Source organism: Streptomyces sp. NPDC005811 (assembly GCF_040630405.1).
Lineage (GTDB): Bacteria > Actinomycetota > Actinomycetes > Streptomycetales > Streptomycetaceae > Streptomyces.
The window spans coordinates 132,580-154,795 of record NZ_JBEXXK010000026.1 but is presented as its reverse complement, the minus strand read 5'-3'; the positions used below and the strand labels follow the sequence as shown (position 1 = coordinate 154,795).

General features: G+C 70.0%; 21 protein-coding genes. 18 read left to right on the top strand and 3 right to left on the bottom strand.

The genetic code is table 11. The features are described from left to right. Window positions 1-253 precede the first annotated feature (253 nt). Window positions 254-838, top strand: coding sequence for a hypothetical protein (locus ABZ490_RS27425; RefSeq protein ID WP_358995179.1), 585 nt, complete (start codon window positions 254-256; stop codon window positions 836-838). A gap of 58 nt (window positions 839-896) precedes the next feature. Here ABZ490_RS27425 and ABZ490_RS27420 read toward each other — a convergent pair whose 3' ends face one another. Next, window positions 897-1,202: a ferredoxin gene (locus tag ABZ490_RS27420; protein WP_358995154.1), complete on the bottom strand. Its 306-nt coding sequence runs from the start codon at window positions 1,200-1,202 to the stop codon at window positions 897-899. Between the two features lie 243 nt (window positions 1,203-1,445). On the opposite strand from ABZ490_RS27420, the gene arc reads away from it, so the two are divergent. The 6 genes from arc to prcA all read left to right on the top strand — a co-directional run bounded on the left by arc (window position 1,446) and on the right by prcA (window position 7,615). Continuing rightward, the gene (arc, locus tag ABZ490_RS27415) at window positions 1,446-3,212 is read left to right on the top strand and encodes a proteasome ATPase (RefSeq protein WP_358995151.1); all 1,767 of its coding nucleotides are present in this window, start codon (window positions 1,446-1,448) and stop codon (window positions 3,210-3,212) included. A gap of 237 nt (window positions 3,213-3,449) precedes the next feature. Continuing rightward, window positions 3,450-4,961: a depupylase/deamidase Dop gene (gene dop, locus ABZ490_RS27410; RefSeq protein ID WP_358995148.1), complete on the top strand. Its 1,512-nt coding sequence runs from the start codon at window positions 3,450-3,452 to the stop codon at window positions 4,959-4,961. 187 nt (window positions 4,962-5,148) lie between these two features. Further along, the gene (locus ABZ490_RS27405) at window positions 5,149-5,367 is read left to right on the top strand and encodes a ubiquitin-like protein Pup (protein ID WP_358995145.1); all 219 of its coding nucleotides are present in this window, start codon (window positions 5,149-5,151) and stop codon (window positions 5,365-5,367) included. 42 nt (window positions 5,368-5,409) lie between these two features. Then, on the top strand, window positions 5,410-6,003 hold the full coding sequence (locus ABZ490_RS27400) for an endonuclease VII domain-containing protein (protein WP_358995142.1): 594 nt from the start codon (window positions 5,410-5,412) through the stop codon (window positions 6,001-6,003). Then, entirely contained in the window at window positions 5,955-6,800 is an 846-nt protein-coding gene (gene prcB / locus ABZ490_RS27395; RefSeq protein ID WP_358995139.1) for a proteasome subunit beta, read from the top strand. Before ABZ490_RS27400 ends, prcB begins: the two co-directional genes overlap by 49 nt. Window positions 6,801-6,862: 62 nt before the next feature. After that, window positions 6,863-7,615 carry a proteasome subunit alpha gene (gene prcA, locus ABZ490_RS27390; protein ID WP_358995136.1) on the top strand — a complete coding sequence of 251 codons (753 nt, stop codon included), beginning with the start codon at window positions 6,863-6,865 and terminating at the stop codon, window positions 7,613-7,615. Window positions 7,616-7,691: 76 nt separating this feature from the next. Here prcA and ABZ490_RS27385 read toward each other — a convergent pair whose 3' ends face one another. After that, window positions 7,692-8,711: a LacI family DNA-binding transcriptional regulator gene (locus ABZ490_RS27385; RefSeq protein ID WP_358995133.1), complete on the bottom strand. Its 1,020-nt coding sequence runs from the start codon at window positions 8,709-8,711 to the stop codon at window positions 7,692-7,694. 95 nt (window positions 8,712-8,806) lie between these two features. On the opposite strand from ABZ490_RS27385, the gene ABZ490_RS27380 reads away from it, so the two are divergent. The 11 genes from ABZ490_RS27380 (at window position 8,807) to ABZ490_RS27330 (ending at window position 20,444) form a co-directional block, all read left to right on the top strand. Then, the gene (locus tag ABZ490_RS27380; protein WP_358995130.1) at window positions 8,807-10,066 is read left to right on the top strand and encodes an MFS transporter; all 1,260 of its coding nucleotides are present in this window, start codon (window positions 8,807-8,809) and stop codon (window positions 10,064-10,066) included. Window positions 10,067-10,075: 9 nt separating this feature from the next. Beyond that, entirely contained in the window at window positions 10,076-11,437 is a 1,362-nt protein-coding gene (gene pafA, locus ABZ490_RS27375) for a Pup--protein ligase (RefSeq protein ID WP_340382033.1), read from the top strand. Window positions 11,438-11,545: 108 nt separating this feature from the next. Continuing rightward, window positions 11,546-12,550 carry an FKBP-type peptidyl-prolyl cis-trans isomerase gene (locus ABZ490_RS27370; RefSeq protein WP_358995125.1) on the top strand — a complete coding sequence of 335 codons (1,005 nt, stop codon included), beginning with the start codon at window positions 11,546-11,548 and terminating at the stop codon, window positions 12,548-12,550. Window positions 12,551-12,621: 71 nt separating this feature from the next. Next, complete coding sequence (locus tag ABZ490_RS27365) at window positions 12,622-12,993, top strand: FKBP-type peptidyl-prolyl cis-trans isomerase (protein WP_358995122.1); 372 nt, start codon at window positions 12,622-12,624, stop codon at window positions 12,991-12,993. 171 nt (window positions 12,994-13,164) lie between these two features. Then, on the top strand, window positions 13,165-14,136 hold the full coding sequence (locus ABZ490_RS27360; RefSeq protein ID WP_358995119.1) for a WYL domain-containing protein: 972 nt from the start codon (window positions 13,165-13,167) through the stop codon (window positions 14,134-14,136). Between the two features lie 19 nt (window positions 14,137-14,155). Then, on the top strand, window positions 14,156-15,361 hold the full coding sequence (locus ABZ490_RS27355; RefSeq protein ID WP_358995116.1) for a WYL domain-containing protein: 1,206 nt from the start codon (window positions 14,156-14,158) through the stop codon (window positions 15,359-15,361). Window positions 15,362-15,366: 5 nt separating this feature from the next. Continuing rightward, window positions 15,367-15,657 (top strand): hypothetical protein, encoded by a 291-nt coding sequence (locus tag ABZ490_RS27350; protein ID WP_067250484.1) that lies wholly within the window; start codon window positions 15,367-15,369, stop codon window positions 15,655-15,657. A gap of 19 nt (window positions 15,658-15,676) precedes the next feature. Beyond that, a complete protein-coding gene (locus ABZ490_RS27345) occupies window positions 15,677-15,871 on the top strand; it encodes a hypothetical protein (protein ID WP_358995113.1) in 195 nt (64 codons plus the stop codon). 283 nt (window positions 15,872-16,154) lie between these two features. Then, window positions 16,155-16,442: a Sec-independent protein translocase subunit TatA gene (gene tatA, locus ABZ490_RS27340; RefSeq protein ID WP_358995110.1), complete on the top strand. Its 288-nt coding sequence runs from the start codon at window positions 16,155-16,157 to the stop codon at window positions 16,440-16,442. A gap of 47 nt (window positions 16,443-16,489) precedes the next feature. Next, window positions 16,490-17,449 (top strand): twin-arginine translocase subunit TatC, encoded by a 960-nt coding sequence (gene tatC, locus ABZ490_RS27335; RefSeq protein WP_358995107.1) that lies wholly within the window; start codon window positions 16,490-16,492, stop codon window positions 17,447-17,449. 142 nt (window positions 17,450-17,591) lie between these two features. Continuing rightward, window positions 17,592-20,444 carry a DEAD/DEAH box helicase gene (locus tag ABZ490_RS27330; protein WP_358995104.1) on the top strand — a complete coding sequence of 951 codons (2,853 nt, stop codon included), beginning with the start codon at window positions 17,592-17,594 and terminating at the stop codon, window positions 20,442-20,444. A 64-nt stretch (window positions 20,445-20,508) separates the two neighbouring features. Here ABZ490_RS27330 and atzF read toward each other — a convergent pair whose 3' ends face one another. Continuing rightward, a complete protein-coding gene (gene atzF / locus ABZ490_RS27325; RefSeq protein WP_358995101.1) occupies window positions 20,509-22,215 on the bottom strand; it encodes an allophanate hydrolase in 1,707 nt (568 codons plus the stop codon). Between the last annotated feature and the right edge of the window lies 1 nt (window position 22,216).

Below are 22,216 nucleotides of genomic sequence, written 5' to 3'. Positions count from 1 at the left end.
CCTGGACGCCATCTGGCGCTCCCTCACCGGGTACGCCGTCGACGAGGAGACCGAGCGTGCACTGACCTCGGTCGCGGCGGTGGCGGCCGCCCTCGGGGAACTCGGCCACGGCGCCCTCACCTTGACCCCGCACCACCGCCGTCCGAGATCCCGCACCGACCCGAACCCCGCCGTTCCCGTGCCCTGTGACGTGTGGCACGATGCTGGCCACCCCCCACCTCCACCGGCTCAGCCATCCCAGGAGACGCTCCTAGTGCAGCAATCCGCCGTCCCGGAACTGGCACACACCCACACCCGGCCCATCCACTGGGTCGCCACCGCCACCGCGGTGGCCGGAGTCGTGGCCCTCTCCTCGATCCTCCAGCCCGGACCCGCGACGGCCGCCCAGGCCTCACCGCCGCACAGCAGCACCGCTCCCGCCCCCTCGGCCACCGCCCCCGCCACCACCGGCGTCGACTTCCCCCTCGACTGCGGCCCCACGGTCAAGCCGATCGTCATGCGGAAGGCCGACGGAGACCTCGACGGCGACGGCAGGCCCGAAACCGTCGCCGCCGTCCACTGCGACGCCCCCATGGGCACCCCGCCCGACGGCGTCTACGTCCTCGCCCAGGCCGCCGGCAGCACCCACGCGCGCGTGGTCGCCACCCTCGTCGACCCCAAGGACCGCACCAACGTCACCACGCTCACCGTCACCGACGGTGCCGTCCTCGCCACACTCCTCGGCTACTCGTCGGCGGACGTGCCCAGTTGCTGCCCCGACCTCAAGGACAGCGTCAAGTGGCAGTGGAAGGACGACAGGTTCATCCGCTCGACACCCGCCGCCGCCCACAGCGTCTGAATCAGGCCATCACGCCCTGTGAGAAATCAGACAACCCTCACGGCCCGTACCTGAACGGTCACTCCGCGTCCGGGCCGTACACCTCGACCCTGTCCGAAACGCGACGTACATGAATGCACTCGCCGGGACACTCCCGCGCCGAGTCCACCACATCCGTCAACAGCGGCAACGGCACCGGCACCGTCGCCCCCTTGGCCTGCAGAAGCTCGTCCTGCGCACTCTTCACGTACGCCAGCCCGTCGATGTCCAGCTCGAACACCTCCGGCGCGTACTGCGCACAGATGCCGTCACCGGTACAGAGATCCTGGTCGATCCAGACCTCCAGCGTCTCCACGCCGACACCGGCCTCCTGCTGCACGCTCATCTCTCCTGCCGTTTGACGCCGAGCCGTACGGGAACGATGCAGGCTCTGACGGGTGTTGAACACTTCGACCCTACCCCCGCCCGCTTCCCAATCATGTTCGGTGGGTATTCCCCTGGCGTGAGGGAGAGCGCAAGGGTGAAGATCGGACACACCCCGACAGTCTTTGTGATCTAGGGGTTTCAATCGACACCCGCCCAGGTAGGGTCTGGAAGCGTCCAGCTCCCCTTGGAGGAGGTGAGGACCGTGGCAGCCCACGACGACGACATGAACCGCGGCATCCGCCCGGGACGAGGGTCCGACGACCCGTCCGGGCAGATTGCCTACCTTGAGCAGGAGATCGCCGTCCTGCGCCGCAAGCTCGCCGACTCTCCGCGACACACGAGGATTCTCGAAGAGCGGATCGTCGAGCTGCAGACCAACCTGGCCGGCGTGTCCGCCCAGAACGAGCGACTCGCCAACACGCTCCGTGAGGCCCGCGACCAGATCGTGGCCCTCAAGGAAGAGGTCGACCGGCTCGCACAGCCCCCGGCCGGCTTCGGTGTCTTCCTCGCGGCGAACGAGGACGGCACGGCCGACATCTTCACCGGAGGCCGCAAACTCCGCGTGAACGTCAGCCCCAGCGTCGAGCTCGACGAGCTCCGGCGCGGCCAGGAACTGATGCTCAACGAAGCGCTCAACGTGGTCGAGGCCATGGAATTCGAGCGGGTCGGGGACATCGTCACCCTCAAGGAGATCCTCGAGGACGGCGAGCGCGCCCTGGTCATCGGGCACACCGACGAGGAACGGGTGGTCAGGCTCGCCGAGCCGCTGCTGGACGTCACCATCCGCCCCGGCGACGCCCTCCTGCTCGAACCCCGCTCCGGCTACGTCTACGAGATCGTCCCCAAGAGCGAGGTCGAGGAACTCGTCCTCGAAGAGGTCCCCGACATCGGGTACGAGCAGATCGGCGGCCTCGGCGGCCAGATCGAGGCCATCCGGGACGCCGTCGAGCTCCCGTACCTCTACCCCGACCTGTTCAAGGAGCACGAACTGCGCCCGCCCAAGGGCGTGCTCCTCTACGGGCCCCCCGGATGCGGCAAGACGCTCATCGCCAAGGCCGTCGCCAACTCGCTGGCCAAGAAGGTCGCCGAGGTGACCGGAGTGGCCGCCGGCAAGAGCTTCTTCCTCAACATCAAGGGCCCCGAGCTCCTGAACAAGTACGTCGGCGAGACCGAGCGCCAGATCCGCCTCGTCTTCCAGCGAGCCCGCGAGAAGGCCAGCGAGGGCACCCCCGTCATCGTCTTCTTCGACGAGATGGAATCCCTCTTCCGCACCCGCGGCTCCGGCGTCAGCTCGGACGTGGAGAACACCATCGTCCCCCAGCTCCTCGCCGAGATCGACGGCGTCGAGGGCCTGCAGAACGTGGTCGTCATCGGCGCCTCCAACCGCGAGGACATGATCGACCCCGCCATCCTGCGCCCCGGCCGCCTCGACGTGAAGATCAAGATCGAGCGCCCGGACGCCGAAGCGGCCAAGGACATCTTCGGCAAGTACCTCACGGAACGGCTCCCGCTGCACTCCGACGACGTCGGCGAACACGGAAACGACAAGACCACCACCGTCCAGAGCATGATCCAGACGGCCGTGGAACACATGTACGCCGAATCCGAGGAAAACCGCTTCCTGGAAGTCACCTACGCCAACGGCGACAAGGAAGTCCTCTACTTCAAGGACTTCAACTCCGGCGCCATGATCGAGAACATCGTGGGCCGCGCCAAGAAGATGGCGATCAAGGACTTCCTGGAAAAGAACCAGAAGGGCCTCCGCGTCTCCCACCTCCTCCAGGCCTGCGTGGACGAGTTCAAGGAGAACGAGGACCTGCCCAACACCACCAACCCCGACGACTGGGCCCGGATCTCCGGAAAGAAGGGCGAACGGATCGTCTACATCCGTACCCTCATCACCGGAAAGCAGGGCGCGGACACCGGACGCTCCATCGACACGGTGGCGAACACCGGACAGTACCTGTAAAGAACAGGGCGGCTGCGGGTGCCCACCACGGGTACCCGCAGCCGACTGTTTTTCAGGCCACGGCTGGAGCAAGGCAATGACGCAAATGATCTCCCCACCGGCACAGAGGCGTTCTAGGCTCTTTCCTACCGCCGGGTTGCGCAGTGCGGAGAGGACGGGCACCGCACCCGCACCGGAGCACCACCGGTATCTGAGCGGCGCCCACGACCGAGGGTGCCGCCGGGCAAGGAGGGCCGCATGACCGTACGGCGAGTAATGGGCATCGAGACGGAGTACGGCATCTCCGTCCCCGGCCACCCCAACGCCAATGCCATGCTCACCTCGTCCCAGATCGTCAACGCCTACGCCGCGGCGATGCACCGGGCCCGCCGGGCCCGCTGGGACTTCGAGGAGGAGAATCCGCTGCGGGACGCGCGAGGCTTCGACCTCGCCCGTGAGGCCGCCGACTCCAGCCAGCTCACCGACGAGGACATCGGCCTCGCCAACGTGATCCTCACGAACGGCGCCCGCCTCTACGTCGACCACGCCCACCCCGAATACAGCGCCCCCGAGGTCACCAACCCCCGCGACGCCGTCCTCTGGGACAAGGCCGGCGAACGGATCATGGCCGAGGCCGCCGAACGCGCGGCCCAGCTCCCCGGCGCCCAGCCCATCCACCTCTACAAGAACAACACCGACAACAAGGGCGCCTCCTACGGCACGCACGAGAACTACCTGATGAAGCGGGAAACCGCCTTCTCCGACATCGTGCGCCACCTCACGCCCTTCTTCGTCTCCCGCCAGGTCGTCACCGGCGCCGGCCGCGTCGGCATCGGCCAGGACGGCCACGAACACGGCTTCCAGCTCAGCCAGCGCGCGGACTACTTCGAGGTCGAGGTCGGCCTGGAGACCACCCTCAAGCGCCCCATCATCAACACCCGCGACGAGCCCCACGCCGACGCCGAGAAGTACCGCCGCCTCCACGTGATCATCGGCGACGCGAACCTCTCGGAGATCTCGACCTATCTGAAGCTGGGCACGACGGCCCTGGTCCTCTCCATGATCGAGGACGGCTTCATCGCGGTCGACCTGGCCGTCGACCAGCCCGTACGCACCCTCCACCAGGTCTCCCACGACCCGACGCTGAAGAGGCTGGTCACCCTCCGCAGCGGCCGCACACTCACCGCGGTGCAGCTCCAGATGGAGTACTACGAGCTGTCGCGCAAATACGTGGAGGAACGGTTCGGGGCGGACGCCGACGACCAGACCAAGGACGTCCTCGGCCGCTGGGAGGACACCCTCACCCGCCTGGAGAACGACCCGATGAGCCTGGCCGGCGAGCTGGACTGGGTCGCCAAGCGGGAGCTCATGGAGGGCTACCGCCGCCGTGACGGCCTCGACTGGGACGCGGCGAAGCTGCACCTCCTGGACCTCCAGTACGCCGACGTACGGGCCGAGAAGGGCCTCTACAACCGTCTCGCGGCCCGCGGGCGCATGAAGCGGCTCCTCGACGAGCCGGAGGTCGAGCGGGCCAAGGCCAAGCCCCCGGAGGACACCCGGGCGTACTTCCGCGGCCGCTGCCTCGAGCAGTACGCCGACGACGTCGCCGCCGCCTCCTGGGACTCGGTCATCTTCGATCTCCCGGGCCGGGACTCGCTCCAGCGCGTCCCAACCCTGGAACCGCTTCGCGGAACGCGAAATCACGTCAAGGAGCTCCTGGACCGCTGCCGCACGGCAGAAGACCTGGTCAAGGTCCTGTCGGGCGGCTGAGCGGGCCCGAGGAAGCTCTCCCGCGGCGGGGTGGAAACCCCGCCGCAAGGGAATCATCGAGGTGGGCCTCGTACGTTGGAGCAACTACGGGGCCGATGTCGGACCCTCCTTGTAGGGTCTGATCATCACCGATCGGCAGGAAGCCGACCTGCCGAACATGTCGGGCGAACTGAGCGGGGTGAGGGTTATGGCGACCAAGGACACCGGCGGCGGCCAGCAGAAGGCGACGCGCTCCACGGAGGAGGTCGAGGAGCAGACGGAAGAGGCGCAGGCTTCCGGCGACCTCAAGGAGCGCCACGAGAAGCTGAGCGACGACGTGGACTCCGTCCTCGATGAAATCGACGATGTCTTGGAGGAGAACGCAGAGGATTTCGTTCGAAGCTTCGTTCAGAAGGGTGGGCAGTAGGCGACTTTCTCCTTCGAATCGAAGGTGGCGGGGGATTCGAGGTTGGGGACCGAGGATGGCGTGAAGCGCTGCTCGCGGTGCAAGGAGCACAAGCCGCGAGCGGCGTTCGCGCAGAACAAGTCGATGCGTGACGGACTGCAGGCCTACTGCCGGGAGTGCGCATCTGCGCACCACCAGCAGCGGCAAGTCGCCAAGGGACGCAATGTTCGTCCGCGAGTGGACGCGCCGCCAGGGCACAAGTACTGCCGCACCTGCGGCGAGATCAAACCGCACAGTGAGTGGACGCGGAATCGAACGGCTTCTGATGGTCTGGCGACGCTCTGTAAGTCGTGCAAGGCGGTGAAGGGGCGCCAGAGGCATCTGGAGCGAAACTACGGCCTCACCGAAGCCGAGCGCGACGCGATGGTCGCCTCGCAAATGGGGCTCTGCGTGATCTGCCTGAAAGCTCCCGCCGTACATGTGGATCATTGCCATCAGACGGGTAGGGTCCGTGGCGTACTGTGCTTCAACTGCAATTCGGCCATCGGCAAGTTGGGAGACGATCCCGACGCAGTTCGTCGGGCAGCCGCCTACCTGGAAGGAACTCCGTGGAAGCCAACACTCGTAGCACCGGGCGTCTACCAGCTGCCTTCCTGACGCCTGGGTCCTCGTCCTTCATGGACTTCCTGTCCGAGCACCAGCCGGAGATGCTCCCGGGCAACCGGCAGCTGCCGCCCACGCAGGGTGTGATCGAGGCGCCGCACGGGACGACCATCGTGGGCGTGACGTTCCCCGGGGGCGTGGTGCTCGCCGGTGACCGCCGGGCCACCATGGGCAACGTCATCGCCCAGCGGGACATCGAGAAGGTGTTCCCGGCCGACGAGTACTCCGCCGTCGGTATCGCCGGTACCGCCGGTCTGGCCGTGGAGATGGTGAAGCTGTTCCAGCTGGAGCTGGAGCACTTCGAGAAGGTCGAGGGGGCCCAGCTCTCGCTGGAGGGCAAGGCGAACCGGCTGTCGACCATGATCCGCTCCAACCTGGGCATGGCGATGCAGGGCCTCGCCGTCGTGCCGCTCTTCGCCGGGTTCGACGTGGACCGCGGCAAGGGGCGCATCTTCTCGTACGACGTCACCGGCGGCCGTTCCGAGGAGCACAACTACGCGTCCACGGGCTCCGGCTCGATCTTCGCGCGCGGCGCGATGAAGAAGCTGTTCCGTGACGACCTGAGCGAGGACCAGGCCACGACCCTCGTGGTGCAGGCCCTCTACGACGCGGCCGACGACGACTCGGCGACCGGTGGTCCCGATGTCGCGCGCCGGATCTATCCGATCGTCACCGTGATCACCGAGGACGGTTTCCGCAGGCTCACCGACGACGAGTCCTCGGAGATCGCCCGTTCGATCCTCGAGCGCCGGCTGCAGGAGCCGGACGGCCCGCGGGCCGCCCTGCTGTAGCGGCCGGTCCGGTTCGTGTGGCGAGTGCTCCAGTGACTTCGACAGAAAGGGACGGATAACCGGTGTCGACGCCGTTCTATGTCTCACCCCAGCAGGCGATGGCGGACCGCGCGGAGTACGCGCGCAAGGGCATCGCCCGTGGCCGCAGCCTGGTCGTGCTGCAGTTTGCCGACGGCATCGTGTTCGTCGGCGAGAACCCGTCCCGTGCGCTGCACAAGTTCAGCGAGATCTATGACCGGATCGGCTTCGCGGCGGCCGGCAAGTACAACGAGTACGAGAACCTGCGGATCGGCGGTGTGCGGTACGCCGATCTCCGTGGGTACACCTATGACCGTGACGACGTGACCGCGCGCGGTCTGGCGAACGTGTACGCCCAGACGCTGGGCACGATCTTCTCCTCGGCGGGTGAGAAGCCGTACGAGGTGGAGCTGGTGGTCGCGGAGGTCGGTGACACCCCGGACGGCGACCAGATCTACCGGCTGCCGCACGACGGGTCGATCGTGGACGAGCACGGTTCGGTCGCGGTGGGCGGCAACGCCGAGCTGATCAGCAACTATCTCGACCAGCGGCATCAGGACGGGATGACGCTGGCGGAGGCGCTCAAACTGGCCGTGCAGGCGCTGTCCCGTGAGTCGAACGGCACGCAGCGGGAGATTCCGGCCGAGCGGCTGGAGGTCGCGGTGCTGGACCGTACGCGTCCGCAGCAGCGCAAGTTCAAGCGGGTCGTGGGCCGTCAGCTGGCGCGGCTGCTGGAGGCGGACGGCGCGGCGACCGAGGCGGAGAGCTCCGAGGAGGAGGACTCCGGGGAGGAGTAGTCCGCCCGTGGAGGCGTGCGCGCTCCCTCACCCCTTCTGTGCCCCGGCCGGGTCGACCGCCGGGGCACAGGGCGTTTCAGGAGGCGCCAGGGGGCGCTGTGGAGCCTCGTACGACCAGGTGGACGGGGATGTCCCCGGCGTCGGGTGTGCGGCCGTCCAGGACGGCGAGGAGGGCGTGCATGCCGCGTTCCCCGAAGAGCTCGGCGTCGAGGCGGACGGTGGTGAGCTCGGGGTCGAGGGCGGTGGCGAGGGCGAGGTCGTCGAGGCCGGTGACGGAGAGGTCGTCGGGGATGCGCAGGCCGAGGCGGCGGGCGGCCTTGTAGGCGCCGGCGGCGAGTTTGTCGTCGTCGCAGACGACGGCGGTGGGGCGTGGGAGGCCGGGGGTGCGCAGGGCGGCCTCGGTGGCGGTCACGGCGCCCTCGATGGAGATCGGTGCCGGGGCGGTCCGCAGGGAGGTTCCGGGGGCGTCCGTGAGGCGTGCGGCGAGTTCCCGCGCGCGTACCTCGAAGGTCCAGGAGGGTACGTCGGCCGCGAGGTGCAGGAAGTGGCGGTGGCCGAGGCCGAGGAGGTGGTCGGTGACCTGGCGGACGCCGTCGGTGATGTCGAGGTTGACGGTGGCGGCGCCGAGGCTGACGGCGGGGTCGCTGTCGAGCATGACGAGGGGGAGCTGGTCGCCGCGGATGGCGGTGAGGGCGTCGGCGGCCATGGAGGAGGCGAGGACGCCGTCCAGGGCGGCCTGGGCGGAGGCGAAGGGGTCGCGGGCGGGGCCGACGCCTTCGGGGGAGGGGTAGAGGACGACGCCGAATCCGTGGTCGGCGGCGACGCGGGCGGCGCCGGTGTAGACGCCGGCGAAGAATTCGGTGGTGAGGGCGGGGACCACGAGGAGGACGGTGCGGGTGCGGCCGAGGCGGAGGTTGCGGGCGGCGAGGTTGGGCCGGTAGCCGAGGTCGCGTGCGGCCTGGCGTACGCGTTCGGCGGTGGTCTCGGCGACCCGGCCGCGCCATTTGTCGCCGAGGACCAGGGAGACGGCGGCCTGGGAGACGCCGGCGGCCTGGGCGACGTCGCGGCTCGTGGGGCGGGTGCTGTGCTGTGCCACCGTCCGCCTGCTCCTTCGTCTGGACTCGTGAACAGCGCACATGGTACGTATGACGAAGGACGTTATACGTAAAACCTCAGACGGGCGGGTGGACGATGGCCACGGGGTACGGGGAGATCCTCAGGGCGCGGCACGCGGCCCGGCTGCTGGTGGGCACGCTGGTCGGCCGGCTGCCGAACGCCACGTCCGCGATCGCGATCGTGCTGTTCGTGCGGGCCGAGGGCGCCACGTACAGCCTGGCGGGCGCGCTGGTCTCGGTGTACGGCGTCGCGAGCGCCGTGGGGCAGCCCGTGCTGGGCCGACTGGTGGATCTTTTCGGGCAGCCGCGCGTCCAGCTGCCCGCCGCGCTGGTCTCGGCCCTGGCGATGGCCCTGTTCGCGTTCTCCGGTACGGATCCGCTGGTGCTCGCCTACGCGGCCATGGTGGTCGGAGGGCTCTTCACCCCGCCGCTGGAGGGCGGGCTGCGGGCCCTGTGGCCGTCGGTGCTGCGCCGTGAGGAGCAGGTGCCGGCGGCGTACGCGATGGACGCGGTGGCGCAGGAGGTGATGTTCACCGTCGGGCCGCTGCTGGTGACGTTGTGTGCCGCGCTGTGGTCGGAGCGGGCGGCCCTGCTGGTGATGAACGGTGTGGGGGTGCTCGGGGCGCTGTCGGTGGTGGTGTCGCCGCCCTCGCGCGCGTGGCGCTCCGCGCCGCGCGAGGCGCACTGGCTGGGTGCGCTGCGGTCGCCCGCGCTGCTGGTGCTGCTGGGCGCGCTGCTGTTCGTGGGGATCGCGATGGGGTCGATCACGGTGGCGTCGGTGCCGTACGCGGACGCGCACGGCGGTGACGCGGTGTACGGCTGGCTGATGGCGGCGCTGGGGCTGGGGGCGCTCGTGGGGGGTCTGGTGTACGGGGCGCGTCAGTGGGCGGGGGTGCCGGAGCGGCGACTGCGGGTGCTGGTGGCGTTTCTGGCGGTGTGTTACGTGCCGCTGATGCTGATGCCGGGCGCGGTGGCCATGGTGGCGCTGGCGACGCTGGCGGGGGTGTTCCTGGCGCCGGTGCTGGCCTGCGCGTTCGTGATCGTGGACCGGCACGCGCCGCGGGGCACGGTGACCGAGGCGTTCTCCTGGCTGGTGACGATGTTCACGGTGGGCGCGTCCGTCGGAACGGGTGTGGCGGGCCCTGTGGTGGAGGCCGGTGGCGCCGTTTGGGGGTTTGCGGTGCCGGGTGTCGCGGGCGGTGTGTCGTTGCTGGTTTTGCTGGTCACGGGGCGGGTATTGGCAGCTCCGGCCGTAAGCGCGGTGGTTGCGTCTTCATCGGAAAATGATCCGAACCGTGCTGCCGAATCCCGTTTCAGCTCCGAGGATCGGGCGTAATGTTCAGTCATGGACCGCCGCATTTTCGGGCTGGAGAACGAGTACGGCGTCACGTGCACGTTCAGGGGACAGCGCCGCCTGTCGCCTGACGAGGTGGCGCGGTACCTCTTCCGCCGTGTCGTGTCATGGGGCCGTAGCAGCAATGTCTTTCTGCGGAACGGCGCCCGCCTGTATCTCGACGTGGGTTCGCATCCGGAATACGCCACACCGGAATGTGACAACGTGACCGAGTTGGTCACCCACGACAAGGCCGGCGAGCGCATTCTCGAAGGACTCCTGGTGGACGCGGAACGACGCCTGCACGAGGAAGGAATCGCGGGCGACGTCTACCTCTTCAAGAACAACACGGACTCGGCGGGCAACTCCTATGGTTGTCACGAGAACTATCTGGTGGCCCGGCACGGGGAGTTCTCCCGGCTCGCGGACATCCTCATCCCGTTCCTGGTGACCCGCCAGCTGCTGTGCGGCGCGGGCAAGGTGCTGCAGACGCCCCGCGGGGCGGTGTACTGCGTCAGCCAGCGGGCGGAGCACATCTGGGAGGGCGTCTCCTCGGCGACGACGCGTTCCCGGCCGATCATCAACACGCGCGACGAGCCGCACGCGGACGCGGAGCGTTACCGCCGGCTGCACGTCATCGTGGGCGACTCGAACATGTCCGAGACGACGATGCTGCTGAAGGTCGGCGCGACGGACCTGGTGCTGCGCATGATCGAGGCGGGCACGGTGATGCGGGATCTGACCCTGGAGAACCCGATCCGGGCGATCCGCGAGGTCAGCCACGACATCACGGGCCGGCGCAAGGTGCGGCTGGCGAGCGGGCGTGAGGCCTCGGCGCTGGAGGTGCAGCGCGAGTACTACGAGAAGGCCGTCGACTTCTGCGAGCGCCGCGGGATCCGTACGGGCACGGTCGAGCAGGTCCTGGAGCTGTGGGGCCGTACGCTGGACGCGATCGAGGCCGAGGACCTGGACCGGATCGGCACCGAGATCGACTGGGTGATGAAGTACAAGCTCATCGAGCGGTACCGGGCCAAGCACAACATGACGATGTCGCATCCTCGGGTGGCGCAGATAGACCTCGCCTACCACGACATCCACCGTCGTCGTGGTCTGTACTACCTGCTGGAGCGCAAGGGGCAAGCGACGCGGATCTGCAACGACTTGAAGATCTTCGAGGGCAAGTCGGTGCCGCCGCAGACCACTCGGGCGCGGTTGCGCGGTGACTTCATCCGGCGGGCGCAGGAACAGCGCCGGGACTTCACGGTGGACTGGGTGCATCTGAAGCTGAACGACCAGGCACAGCGGACCGTGTTGTGCAAGGACCCGTTCCGTTCGGTGGACGATCGGGTGGAGAAGCTGATCGCCGGCATGTGAGCGCCGGAACGCAACACGGGCGCCGTACGTTTCCCGTACGGCGCCCTTCTCACGCCGTAGAGTTGCGCGCACGCCCTTCCCAAGATCGACCGATTACGAGGCTTCATCGTGCGCCGACGCTCACTGCTCCTTGCCGCCGTTCCCGCAGGGCTGGTCACGCTCTCCGCCTGTGGTGACGACAAGTCCGACTCGAGCAAGGCGAGCGAGGACGCGTCGCCCTCGGCGTCCGCGACGTCCGCCGCGCCGGCGCCGAAGATCGTGGACGGTCCGCTGCCGGCCATCACGGCGGGGACGAAGTTCGGTGAGAAGCCGACGGTGGCCAAGGGCACGGGTGAGCCCTCGGACCAGCTCGCGGTGAAGACGGTGATCGCGGGCGGTGGCCGGACCGTCGCGGAGAAGGACTTCATCTGGGCCAACTACCTGGGTCAGATCTGGGATACCGGAAAGGTGTTCGACAACTCCTACGACCGCAAGACCCCGCTGTTCATCCAGCTCGCCGAGGGCTCCATCATCGACGGCTGGCGCTATGCCCTGACCGGCAAGAAGGTGGGCAGCCGGGTGGAGTTCTCGGTGCCTCCGACCTGGGGTTACGGCAAGGAGGGCCAGTCGCAGGCGGGCATCAAGGGCACCGACACGCTGGTGTTCGTGGTGGACCTGGAGGACACCTTCAACGCCAAGAGCTCGGCCAAGGGCACGGACGTCCCGCAGGACGACGCGAAGCTGCCGACGGTCGGGACGAACACCGACGGCGACGCGCCGTCCGTGAAGATCCCCAAGACGGACCCGCCGACGAAGCTGGTGGCGACCTATGTGATCGAGGGCGACGGCGAGAAGGTCGCGGCCGACAGCACGGTGGTCGTGCAGTACCAGGGCTTCGTCTGGGACACGAGCAAGAAGTTCGACTCGTCGTACGACCGCAGCGCGCCCACCTCGTTCTCGCTCCAGCAGGTCGTCAAGGGGTGGGCGCAGGGCCTGACCGGCAAGAAGGTGGGCAGCCGGGTCCTGATCGTGATTCCGCCGTCGCTGGGCTACGGGGACAACCCGCCGAGTGGCAGCGGTATCGAGAAGGACTCCACGATGGTGTTCGTGGTCGACATCCTCGCGGCGTCGTGACGCCGTCCGGGATGAAAGACTGTGCGTGGTGCCTTTCCACAGACCAGCAGTAGACAAGCAGGAGCAGTGACGTGAGCAACGAGAAGCCCGAGATCGACTTCCCCGAAGGCCAGCCCCCGGCGGACCTCGAGATCAAGGACATCTGGGAGGGCGACGGCGAGGTTGCGCAGGCCGGTCAGACCGTCACCGTCCACTACGTGGGTGTCTCCTTCAGCACGGGCGAGGAGTTCGACGCCAGCTGGAACCGTGGCGCGCCGTTCAGCTTCCCGCTGGGTGGCGGCCGCGTCATCAAGGGCTGGGACCAGGGTGTGCAGGGTATGAAGGTCGGCGGCCGCCGCCGGCTGACCATCCCGCCGCACCTGGCCTACGGCGACCGGAGCCCCACGTCGGCGATCAAGCCGGGTGAGACGCTGATCTTCGTCGTGGACCTGATCGCCGTCTGACGTCGTCCGGAAGTCGTCGGAGTCGACCGGCAGTCGTCCGGCGGTCGTCCGACCGGTCGTGACCGGCCGGGGCCCATGCCTGCGCGGGCATGGGCCCTCGGCTTTTGCCGGGGCACCGCGGGGCGGTACGGTCGACGATCGTAAGTACCAAAGGGGAGGCGAAGGGCGTCGATGGCCATTGCCAAGGCCGAGCGGCTGATGAACCTCGCGCTGTGTCTGCTGGGCACGCGCAGGCCGTTGAGCAAGCGTGAGCTGCGTGACTCCATCGAGGCTTACGTCGAAGCCTCCGGCTCCAGGGCGGAGACCAGCGACGACTCCTTCAACCGGATGTTCGAGCGGGACAAGGACGATCTGCGCGAGCTGGGCCTGGTCATCGAGACCGTGGAGAGCCTGGACGGCGAGATCGGCTATCTGGCGCGCCGGGACAGCAACCGGCTGCCGCCGATCACCCTGGACGCCGAGGAGGCCGCCGCTCTCGGTCTGGCCGCGAAGGTGTGGCAGCAGGCCCGGCTCGCGGGCGCGGCCAGCGGCGCGCTCCAGAAGCTGCGCGCGGCCGGTCTGCCCGAGGACGTCGATCCGTACGAGGCGCACGGCGCGCTGGAGCCCAGGATCCCCGTGCACGAGGCGGCGTTCGAGCCGCTGATGCTGGCCTGCCGGGACCGCCGGCCGGTGGTGTTCGACTACCGCAAGGCCACCGCCGCCCGTCCCGAGCCCCGCCATGTGGAGCCGTGGGCGCTGGAGTGCTGGCGCGGGCACTGGTATCTGGCGGGCTTCGACCGGGACCGGGGTGCCGAGCGGGTGTTCCGGCTGTCGCGGATCACCGGCCGGGTCCGTTCGCGCGGGGCGCGTTTCACCGCGCCCGTCCCCGATGTCGTGACGGTCCGGGAGACCGTGGCGAGCTGGGCGGGGGAGACCGCGGACCGCAGCGCGCTGATCCGGCTGCGCACGGGCGCCGGGTACCCCTTGCGGGCGAAGGCCACGGCCGCCCGGGAACTCGGGGACGGCTGGGACGAGTTGGAGATTCCGTACGGACACGGGCTGGACGCCTGGCTGGTGGAGTTCGGGCCGGACGTGGTCGTGCTGGAGCCCGCGGAGCTGCGGGCGGACGTCATGGACCGGCTGCGGGCCGTGGCCAAGGGCTGAGGGGGAGCGGAGCAAGACAGTGGCAGGCAAACCGGTCAGGCCGGCGAACGCGATCGACCAGACCCGTCGGATGCTCTCCCTGGTGACGTATCTCAGGGAGCGTCCGGGGGCCCGGATCGAGGACGTGGCGCGCGCCTTCGGCATCACCGAGGACGAGCTGGTCTCGGACCTCGACGTGCTGCCCATGTGCGGCACCAGCTTCCGCGGCGGCGATCTGCTCGACATCGACACCGACGGCGAGCGCATCTGGTGGCACAACCCGGCGGCGCTGGGCGCGGAGGCCGCGGAACCGCTGCGGCTGGCGGCCGACGAGGCGACCGCGCTGCTGGTCGCCGCCCGCGCGGTGGCGACGCTGCCCGGTCTGCGCGAGGGCGACCGGCAGGCGCTGCTGCGGGCGACGGCGAAGGTGGAGGCGGCGGCCGGTGAGGCGGCGGGCGCGAGCGCGCGGCTGTCGGTGACGTTCGAGTCCGAGGGCGGGGTCTTCGCGGACGTCGACCGGGCGATCTCCGAGCGCCGCCGGCTGTGGATCCGCTACTACTCGCCGGCGCGCGACGAGCTGAGCGAGCGCGAGATCGACCCCATCCGCCTGGTCAGCGTCGGGCACACGTATGTGGAGGCCTGGTGCCGCCGCTCCGAGGCGCGGCGCACGTTCCGGCTGGACCGGGTCGCCGAGATCAAGATCCTCGACGAGCCGTCGGCGCCGCCGGAGATCGAGCTGCGGGATCTGTCGGAGGCGCTGGTGCAGCCGGCCGCCGAGGATCCGGAGGTCGTGGCCGAGGTCGGTCCGGGCGGCCGCTGGGTCGCCGAGTACTACCCGCACGACAGCGCCGATGAGCTTCCCGACGGCGGGCTGCGTATCACTCTGCGCACGCCCGACCCGGCCTCGCTCAGGCGCCTGGCCCTGCGGCTCGGCCGCGACGGCCGGATCGTCTCGCCGCCGGACCTCGCCGACAGCGCCCGCCGCGCCGCCCGCGACGCGCTGGCCGCGTACGACGGCATCGAGGCGCGGGAGGCCGCCGACGGCTTCGAGGCGCCCGGTGCGGCCGGTGCGGCCGGGGCGGCGGCGCCCGACGGGGCCGCGACGCGGGGAGCGGCCGGCGAGCCGTCCGGCCCCGGCGACGGGAGGCGCGGCGGCCCGGCCGGCGGTGAGGCCGAGGCGTCGGCCGGCGTGCGGTACGACGGGCGGACCGAGAGCCGGTCCGACGCGCGGTACGAGGGGCGGTAGCAGCGGTGAGCGAGTCGGTGGCGTCCGGTGCGCGGGGCATCTCGGTGGCTTCGGCGTTCGCGGGCATGCGGAGTGTGGGCCCGGTGACGTTCCGGGCGGGCTGCCCGGACTGCCGCGGGTATTTCGAGCTGGCGGCGGGCGCTCTGCGGCTGGCCATCGGCGCCACCAGCCGCACCACGTTCTACTCCTTCACCTGCCCCGACTGCGGTGTGGCCGTGCGCAAGCCGGCCGGTGAGCGGATCGTGGAGCTGCTCCTGGGCGGCGGGGTGCGGACCCTGCGGCTCCAGGCGCCGTAGCAGGGTCTAGGCTCGCCTCATGTTCTGGCCGATGTTCGCGGTAGCCGTGGGTTTCGTGGGTCTCGCCGTGCTCGCGTGGTTCGCCGTCCGGGTCTTCGTGGAGGCGGGGCGGCTGGGCCGGCAGGTCACGGAGTCCGCCCGCCGGATCAGCCGGGCCGCCGAGGAGCTCGAGCGGGCGTCGGTGAGCGCGGCCGGGGCTGTGGACGCGCTGTGAGTGGCGCTGTGCTGACCCTGGCGTAGGGCTGTGGTGGTTCTGTGAGTCGGGCGCCGAATGCGTTTTGGGCCACTTCGCCCTCCCGCCGTGGCGCCGGGGGCGGGTAGTGTGCAGATCGCGGCCCGGAGAACGAGGCCTGGACCGCGGACCGGGAGTACGCACGGGGATTGCCTCACGTTCACCCCTGAGCGTTACGATCGCTGCCAGCACGATCGTTCGGACACCTGTCCGACCGGTCGCACAGCACCCCCACCCAGCCGCCTCGGTGAGAAGGTAAAGACTTATGTTCGGAAGGCTCGGCGCCCCCGAGATCATTCTCATCCTCGTCGTCGTCATCCTGCTGTTCGGCGCCAAGAAGCTTCCCGACATGGCGCGCTCCCTCGGCAAGTCCGCCCGCATCCTCAAGAGCGAGGCGAAGGCGATGAAGGAAGAGGGCAACAGCACCGCCACCCCGGCGGGCCCGCCGAACCCCGGCGAGGAGGCCCCCGCGCAGCGCACCATCCAGGCCGCTCCCGGCGATGTGACCAGCTCCCGCCCGGTCACCGAGCCGACGGACACGACCAAGCGCTGACGCAGGGCCGGTGACCTCCGGCCCGCCGCACGAGATGGGAACGTGGGTTGCTGAAGTCTGCCCGCAAGGAGGAGAAGGACCCCGAGGGGCGGATGCCCCTCGCGGATCACCTTCGTGAGCTGCGCAACCGGCTCGCGAAGGCGATGCTGGCCATCGTGCTCGTGACGGTCGTGGCCGCCTTCTTCTACAACGACATCATCAACTTCCTCACCAAGCCGATCCTCGACTCGGTCGGCTGTGGGAAGACATTCGAGCAGATCGCGACCGCGCTCAAGGACGGCGACGACGTCAACAAGTGCGCGAGCATCACGATCAACGGTCTGCTCGCGCCGTTCACGCTGGCCCTTCAGGTCTCCCTGATGGCCGGCATCGTGTTCGCCTCGCCGGTCTGGCTCTACCAGCTGTGGGCCTTCATCGCGCCGGGCCTGCACAAGCACGAGCGCAAGTACGCCTACGGGTTCGTCGGCACCGGTGTCCCGCTGTTCCTGGGTGGCGGCTACTTCGCGTACCGGGTGCTGCCGACCACCGCGAAGGTGCTGATCGACTTCACCCCGGGCGGTGTCAACAACCTGCTGCCGCTGGACGACCTGCTGCAGCTGGTCACGCGCATGGTCGTGGTCTTCGGTCTCTCCTTCGAGCTGCCGCTGCTGCTGGTCATGCTCAACATGACCGGGATGGTCACCGGTGCGCGCATGCTCGGCTGGTGGCGCGGAATGATCATCGGCATCACGGTCTTCGCGGCCGTGGCCACCCCCAGCACGGACCCCATCTCGATGCTGGCCCTCGCCGGTCCGATCTGGATCCTGTACTTCGGCGCGACCGCCTTCTCGCTGCTGAACGACCGTCGCAGGCGCCGGCGCGACGCCCTGGGTCCCGCCGACGACGAGGCCTCCGAGCTGGATCTCACCCCCGAGGCGATCGGCGAGGTCGAGTCCGTGTCGGCGAGCCGTGCCCTGCCCGAACAGGCGGGTCCGGAACGCGTCAACGGATACGACGACGTCACCTGATCCCCCGACGCCCGAGCGGCCGGCGCGCACACCCTGCGCGACCGGCCGCTTTCGCGTCCCGGCGCGCGCCGTGGCCGGGGCAGTACGCACAGTAGGCCCCTGAACTGCGCGATCACAGGTTTCACCGACGTCTATCCGGATATTGATCGTCCTGTTGTCACAGGCTCCCGGTACGCTCGAAAGCACGATGACAGACGACCTCTCCCCGGCCGAGCGGTACGCGGCGGCGCGCAGTCGTGCCGCCGAGCAGGCCACCGCGCTCGCTTCCTTCCGCGAGATGTACGACTTCGGTCTCGACCCCTTCCAGATCGAGGCATGTCAGGCACTCGAGGCGGGCAAGGGCGTCCTGGTGGCCGCTCCTACCGGCTCCGGCAAGACGATCGTGGGCGAGTTCGCCGTCCACCTCGCCCTGCAACAGGGCAAGAAGTGCTTCTACACGACACCCATCAAGGCGCTGTCGAACCAGAAGTACTCCGATCTGTGCCGCCGTTACGGCGCCGAGAAGGTCGGCCTGCTCACCGGCGACAACAGCGTCAACTCCGACGCCCCGGTGGTCGTGATGACCACCGAGGTCCTGCGGAACATGCTGTACGCCGGCTCGCAGACCCTCCTCGGCCTCGGGTACGTGGTGATGGACGAGGTGCACTACCTCTCCGACCGCTTCCGGGGCGCCGTGTGGGAGGAGGTGATCATCCACCTCCCCGAGTCGGTCACCCTGGTCTCCCTCTCCGCGACCGTGTCCAACGCCGAGGAGTTCGGCGACTGGCTGGACACCGTCCGCGGCGACACCGAGGTGATCGTCTCCGAGCACCGGCCGGTGCCGCTGTTCCAGCACGTGCTGGCCGGGCGGCGGATGTACGACCTGTTCGAGGAGGGCGAGGGCCAGCGCAGGGCGGTCAACCCCGACCTCACCCGGCTGGCCAGGATGGAGGCCAGCCGGCCCTCCTACCAGGACCGCAGACGCGGCAGAGCCATGCGCGAGGCCGACCGGGAGCGGGAGCGGCGCCAGCGGTCCCGAGTGTGGACCCCGGGCCGGCCCGAGGTCATCGAGCGGCTCGACGCCGAGGGCCTGCTGCCCGCCATCACCTTCATCTTCAGCCGCGCCGCCTGCGAGGCCGCCGTCCAGCAGTGCCTGTACGCGGGGCTGCGGCTCAACGACGAGGACGCGCGCGCCGAGGTGCGCGCCCTGGTCGAGGAGCGCACGGCCGCGATCCCCCGCGAGGACCTGCACGTCCTCGGCTACTACGAGTGGCTGGAGGGCCTGGAGCGCGGGATCGCCGCCCACCACGCGGGCATGCTGCCGACGTTCAAGGAGGTCGTCGAGGAACTGTTCGTCCGCGGTCTGGTCAAGGCCGTGTTCGCGACGGAGACCCTCGCGCTCGGCATCAACATGCCCGCCCGGTCGGTGGTCCTGGAGAAGCTCGTCAAGTGGAACGGCGAGCAGCACGCCGACATCACCCCCGGCGAGTACACCCAGTTGACGGGTCGTGCGGGGCGCCGCGGGATCGACGTCGAGGGCCATGCCGTGGTGCTGTGGCAGCGCGCCATGAACCCCGACCACCTCGCGGGACTGGCCGGCACGCGCACGTACCCGCTGCGCTCCAGCTTCAAGCCGTCGTACAACATGGCGGTCAACCTGGTCGAGCAGTTCGGGCGGCACCGTTCGCGGGAGCTGCTGGAGACCTCCTTCGCCCAGTTCCAGGCGGACCGCTCGGTCGTCGGGATCTCCCGGCAGGTGCAGCGCAACGAGGAGGGGCTGGAGGGCTACAAGGCCTCCATGACCTGCCACCTCGGCGACTTCGAGGAGTACGCGCGGCTGCGGCGTGAACTCAAGGACCGGGAGACCGATTTGGCCCGGCAGGGCGCGGTCGAGCGCCGGGCCGAGGCGGCCGTCGCCCTGGAGAAGCTCAAGCCGGGCGACGTCATCCATGTGCCGACGGGCAAGTACGCCGGTCTGGCGCTGGTCCTGGATCCCGGGCTGCCGGCCGGGCGGGCCAACGGACACCGCGGCTTCGAGCAGCACGACGGGCCGCGCCCGCTGGTGCTGACGGCCGAGCGGCAGGTCAAGCGGCTGGCGTCGATGGACTTCCCGGTGCCGGTCGAGGCGTTGGAGCGGATGCGGATCCCCAAGTCCTTCAACCCGCGCTCCCCGCAGTCCCGTCGGGACCTGGCGTCCGCGCTGCGCACCAAGGCCGGGCACATCCCGCCGGAGCGGGCCCGCAAGAAGCGGTCGCAGGCCGCCGACGACCGCGAGATCGCACGGCTGCGCACCGCGATCCGGGCGCACTCCTGCCACGGGTGCGCCGAGCGTGAGGACCACGCCCGGTGGGCCGAGCGCTACCACCGGCTGCTGCGGGACACCTCGCAGCTGGAGCGCCGGATCGAGGGGCGCACCAACACCATCGCCCGGACGTTCGACCGGATCGTGGCGCTGCTGACCGAACTCGACTATCTGCGGGGCGACGAGGTCACCGACGACGGCAAGCGGCTGGCACGGCTCTACGGCGAGCTGGATCTGCTGGCGAGCGAATGCCTGCGGGCCGGGGTGTGGGAGGGGCTGGCCCCCGCCGAACTCGCCGCGTGCGTCTCCGCGCTGGTGTACGAGGCGCGCGTCGGGGACGACGCGATGGCCCCGAAGCTGCCGTCCGGCAAGGCCAAGGCCGCGCTGGGCGAGATGGTCCGGATCTGGGGGCGGCTGGACGCTCTGGAGGAGGACTTCCGGATCAACCAGACCGAGGGGGTCGGGCAGCGTGAGCCCGATCTCGGGTTCGCCTGGGCCGCGTACATGTGGGCGTCCGGGAAGGGCCTCGACGAGGTGCTGCGCGAGGCGGAGATGCCGGCCGGTGACTTCGTGCGCTGGTGCAAGCAGGTCATCGACGTGCTCGGGCAGATCTCCGCGGCGGCTCCCGTGGAGGGCTCGACCGTGGCCAAGGCCGCGCGCAAGGCCGTTGAGCAGGTGCTGCGGGGAGTGGTCGCCTACTCGTCCGTGGGGTGATCCGGTGTGACGCGGGTGCGGGGAGTCTCTGGCCGGTCGCGCAGCTCCCCGCGCCCCTGGCGCATCACCCCCGGTTCACATACGAGTGCCAGCCTCCGTACCGTGTGATGTCCTCGGCGTCCGTCAGGGCGCCCGGTTCGCACAGGAATCCGGGGACCGCGGTGCCGTCGGCCAGTTCCACCCTGCCCAGGGTCATGGGGCGGGGGAGGGACGACAGGAGGCGCCCCAGGCCCTCGGCCGGCAGGCGCCAGACCTCGGCCTCGATCCCGGCGCCGTTCTCTTCCACCCGCACCAGTCCCGGCTTCGGAGGTGTCGTGTCGAGGGCGTGCAGGCGGTAGACGGGGGCCGTGGTCGTCGTACGTTCCAGCCGGGCGCCCAGGGACAGGAGCTGGGGGTTCAGGGGCTGGCCGGTGAGGTGTGCGCCGACCACCGCGAGACGGGTCTCCGGTGTGAGCCGCCCGGCGATCCGCGCCAGGCGCTCGTCCGTGTGGGCGGGGCCGATCAGCATCACGCCGAACGGGAGGCCGTTCACCTCGCCCGCCGGGACGGCCACCGCCGCCAGGTCGAAGAGGTTGGTGGAGTTGGTGAAGCGGCCCAGCCGGGCGTTGGCGCCCAGCGGGTCGGCGGCGACCTCGGCGAGGGTGGGGTGCCCGGGGGCGGTGGGCAGGAGGAGGGCGTCCGCGTCGGCCAGTTCGGCCAGCGCACGGGTGCGCAGGGCGGCCAGCCGGTCCTGGTCCGCGAAGAGACGGTGGGCCGGGATGTCCCGGGCGCGGGTGATGATGCCGGCGACGGTGGGATCGAGACCCCCGTCGTCCTGACCGCCGTCCTCGATCAACTTGTCGACAAAGGCGCCCACGGCGGTGTAGCGCTCGGCGACGAAGGCGCCCTCGTAGAGCATCGCGGCAGCCTCGGTGAACGGGGTGAGGTCGAGGGGGCGGAGCTCGGCCCCGGACGCCTCCAGGTGCCGTACCGCGGCCTCGTAGGCCTCCGCCCAGCCCTCGTCCAGTTCGCCGAGCTGGGCGCGCGGGGGGACCGCGATGCGCCAGGGGCCGGGGGCGCGGGCCGGGACGGTCGCGGGCACCGCGCCGGTCGCCATGTGGGTCAGGGCCTCCTCCGCCTCCCGGAGGGTGCGGGCGAACACCGTCACACAGTCGAGCGAGGCGCAGGCCGGGACCACGCCCTCGGTGGGGACCAGGCCACGGGTGGGCTTGAGGCCGACGATGCCGTTGAAGGCGGCGGGCACCCGGCCCGAGCCCGCCGTGTCGGTGCCGAGGGCGAGGTCCACGAGGCCGAGGGCCACCGCGACGGCCGAGCCGGAGCTGGAGCCGCCGCTGATGCGCAGGGGGTCGACGGCGCCTCGTACCGCCCCGTGCGGGGAGCGGGTGCCCACCAGGCCCGTCGCGAACTGGTCGAGGTTCGTCGTGCCGAGCAGCAGGGCGCCCGCCGCCCGCAGCGAGGCGACCACGGGGGCGTCGGCGGCGGGCCGGTAGGCGTAGGCGGGGCAGCCCGCCGTGGTGGGCAGGCCCGCCACGTCGATGTTGCCCTTGGCCGCGAACAGCCGGCCCGCCAGCGGGAGGCGCTCGCCCCGCGCGACGCGGTCGTCGAGGGCGCGGGCCTCCGTCTCGACCTCGTCCCGCGGGCGCAGGTCGATCCAGATCTCCGGACGGTCGACCGCCTCGATGCGGGCGTAGGCGGCACGGACGCGGGAGAGCGCGGTGGACAGCGCCTGATCCGGTGCCTGATCCTTCGCCTGGTTCTTCGCCTGATGCATT

Excerpts from the sequence above, each read along its gene's own strand:
- tatA (WP_358995110.1), top strand. The coding sequence starts at position 16,155 with ATGTTCGGAAGGCTCGGCGCCCCCGAGATCATTCTCATCCTCGTCGTC.
- dop (WP_358995148.1), top strand. The coding sequence starts at position 3,450 with ATGACCGTACGGCGAGTAATGGGCATCGAGACGGAGTACGGCATCTCC.
- ABZ490_RS27405 (WP_358995145.1), top strand. The coding sequence starts at position 5,149 with ATGGCGACCAAGGACACCGGCGGCGGCCAGCAGAAGGCGACGCGCTCC.
- pafA (WP_340382033.1), top strand. The coding sequence starts at position 10,076 with ATGGACCGCCGCATTTTCGGGCTGGAGAACGAGTACGGCGTCACGTGC.
- ABZ490_RS27345 (WP_358995113.1), top strand. The coding sequence starts at position 15,677 with ATGTTCTGGCCGATGTTCGCGGTAGCCGTGGGTTTCGTGGGTCTCGCC.
- ABZ490_RS27420 (WP_358995154.1), bottom strand. The coding sequence starts at position 1,202 with ATGAGCGTGCAGCAGGAGGCCGGTGTCGGCGTGGAGACGCTGGAGGTC.
- atzF (WP_358995101.1), bottom strand. The coding sequence starts at position 22,215 with ATGCATCAGGCGAAGAACCAGGCGAAGGATCAGGCACCGGATCAGGCG.
- ABZ490_RS27380 (WP_358995130.1), top strand. The coding sequence starts at position 8,807 with ATGGCCACGGGGTACGGGGAGATCCTCAGGGCGCGGCACGCGGCCCGG.
- ABZ490_RS27360 (WP_358995119.1), top strand. The coding sequence starts at position 13,165 with ATGGCCATTGCCAAGGCCGAGCGGCTGATGAACCTCGCGCTGTGTCTG.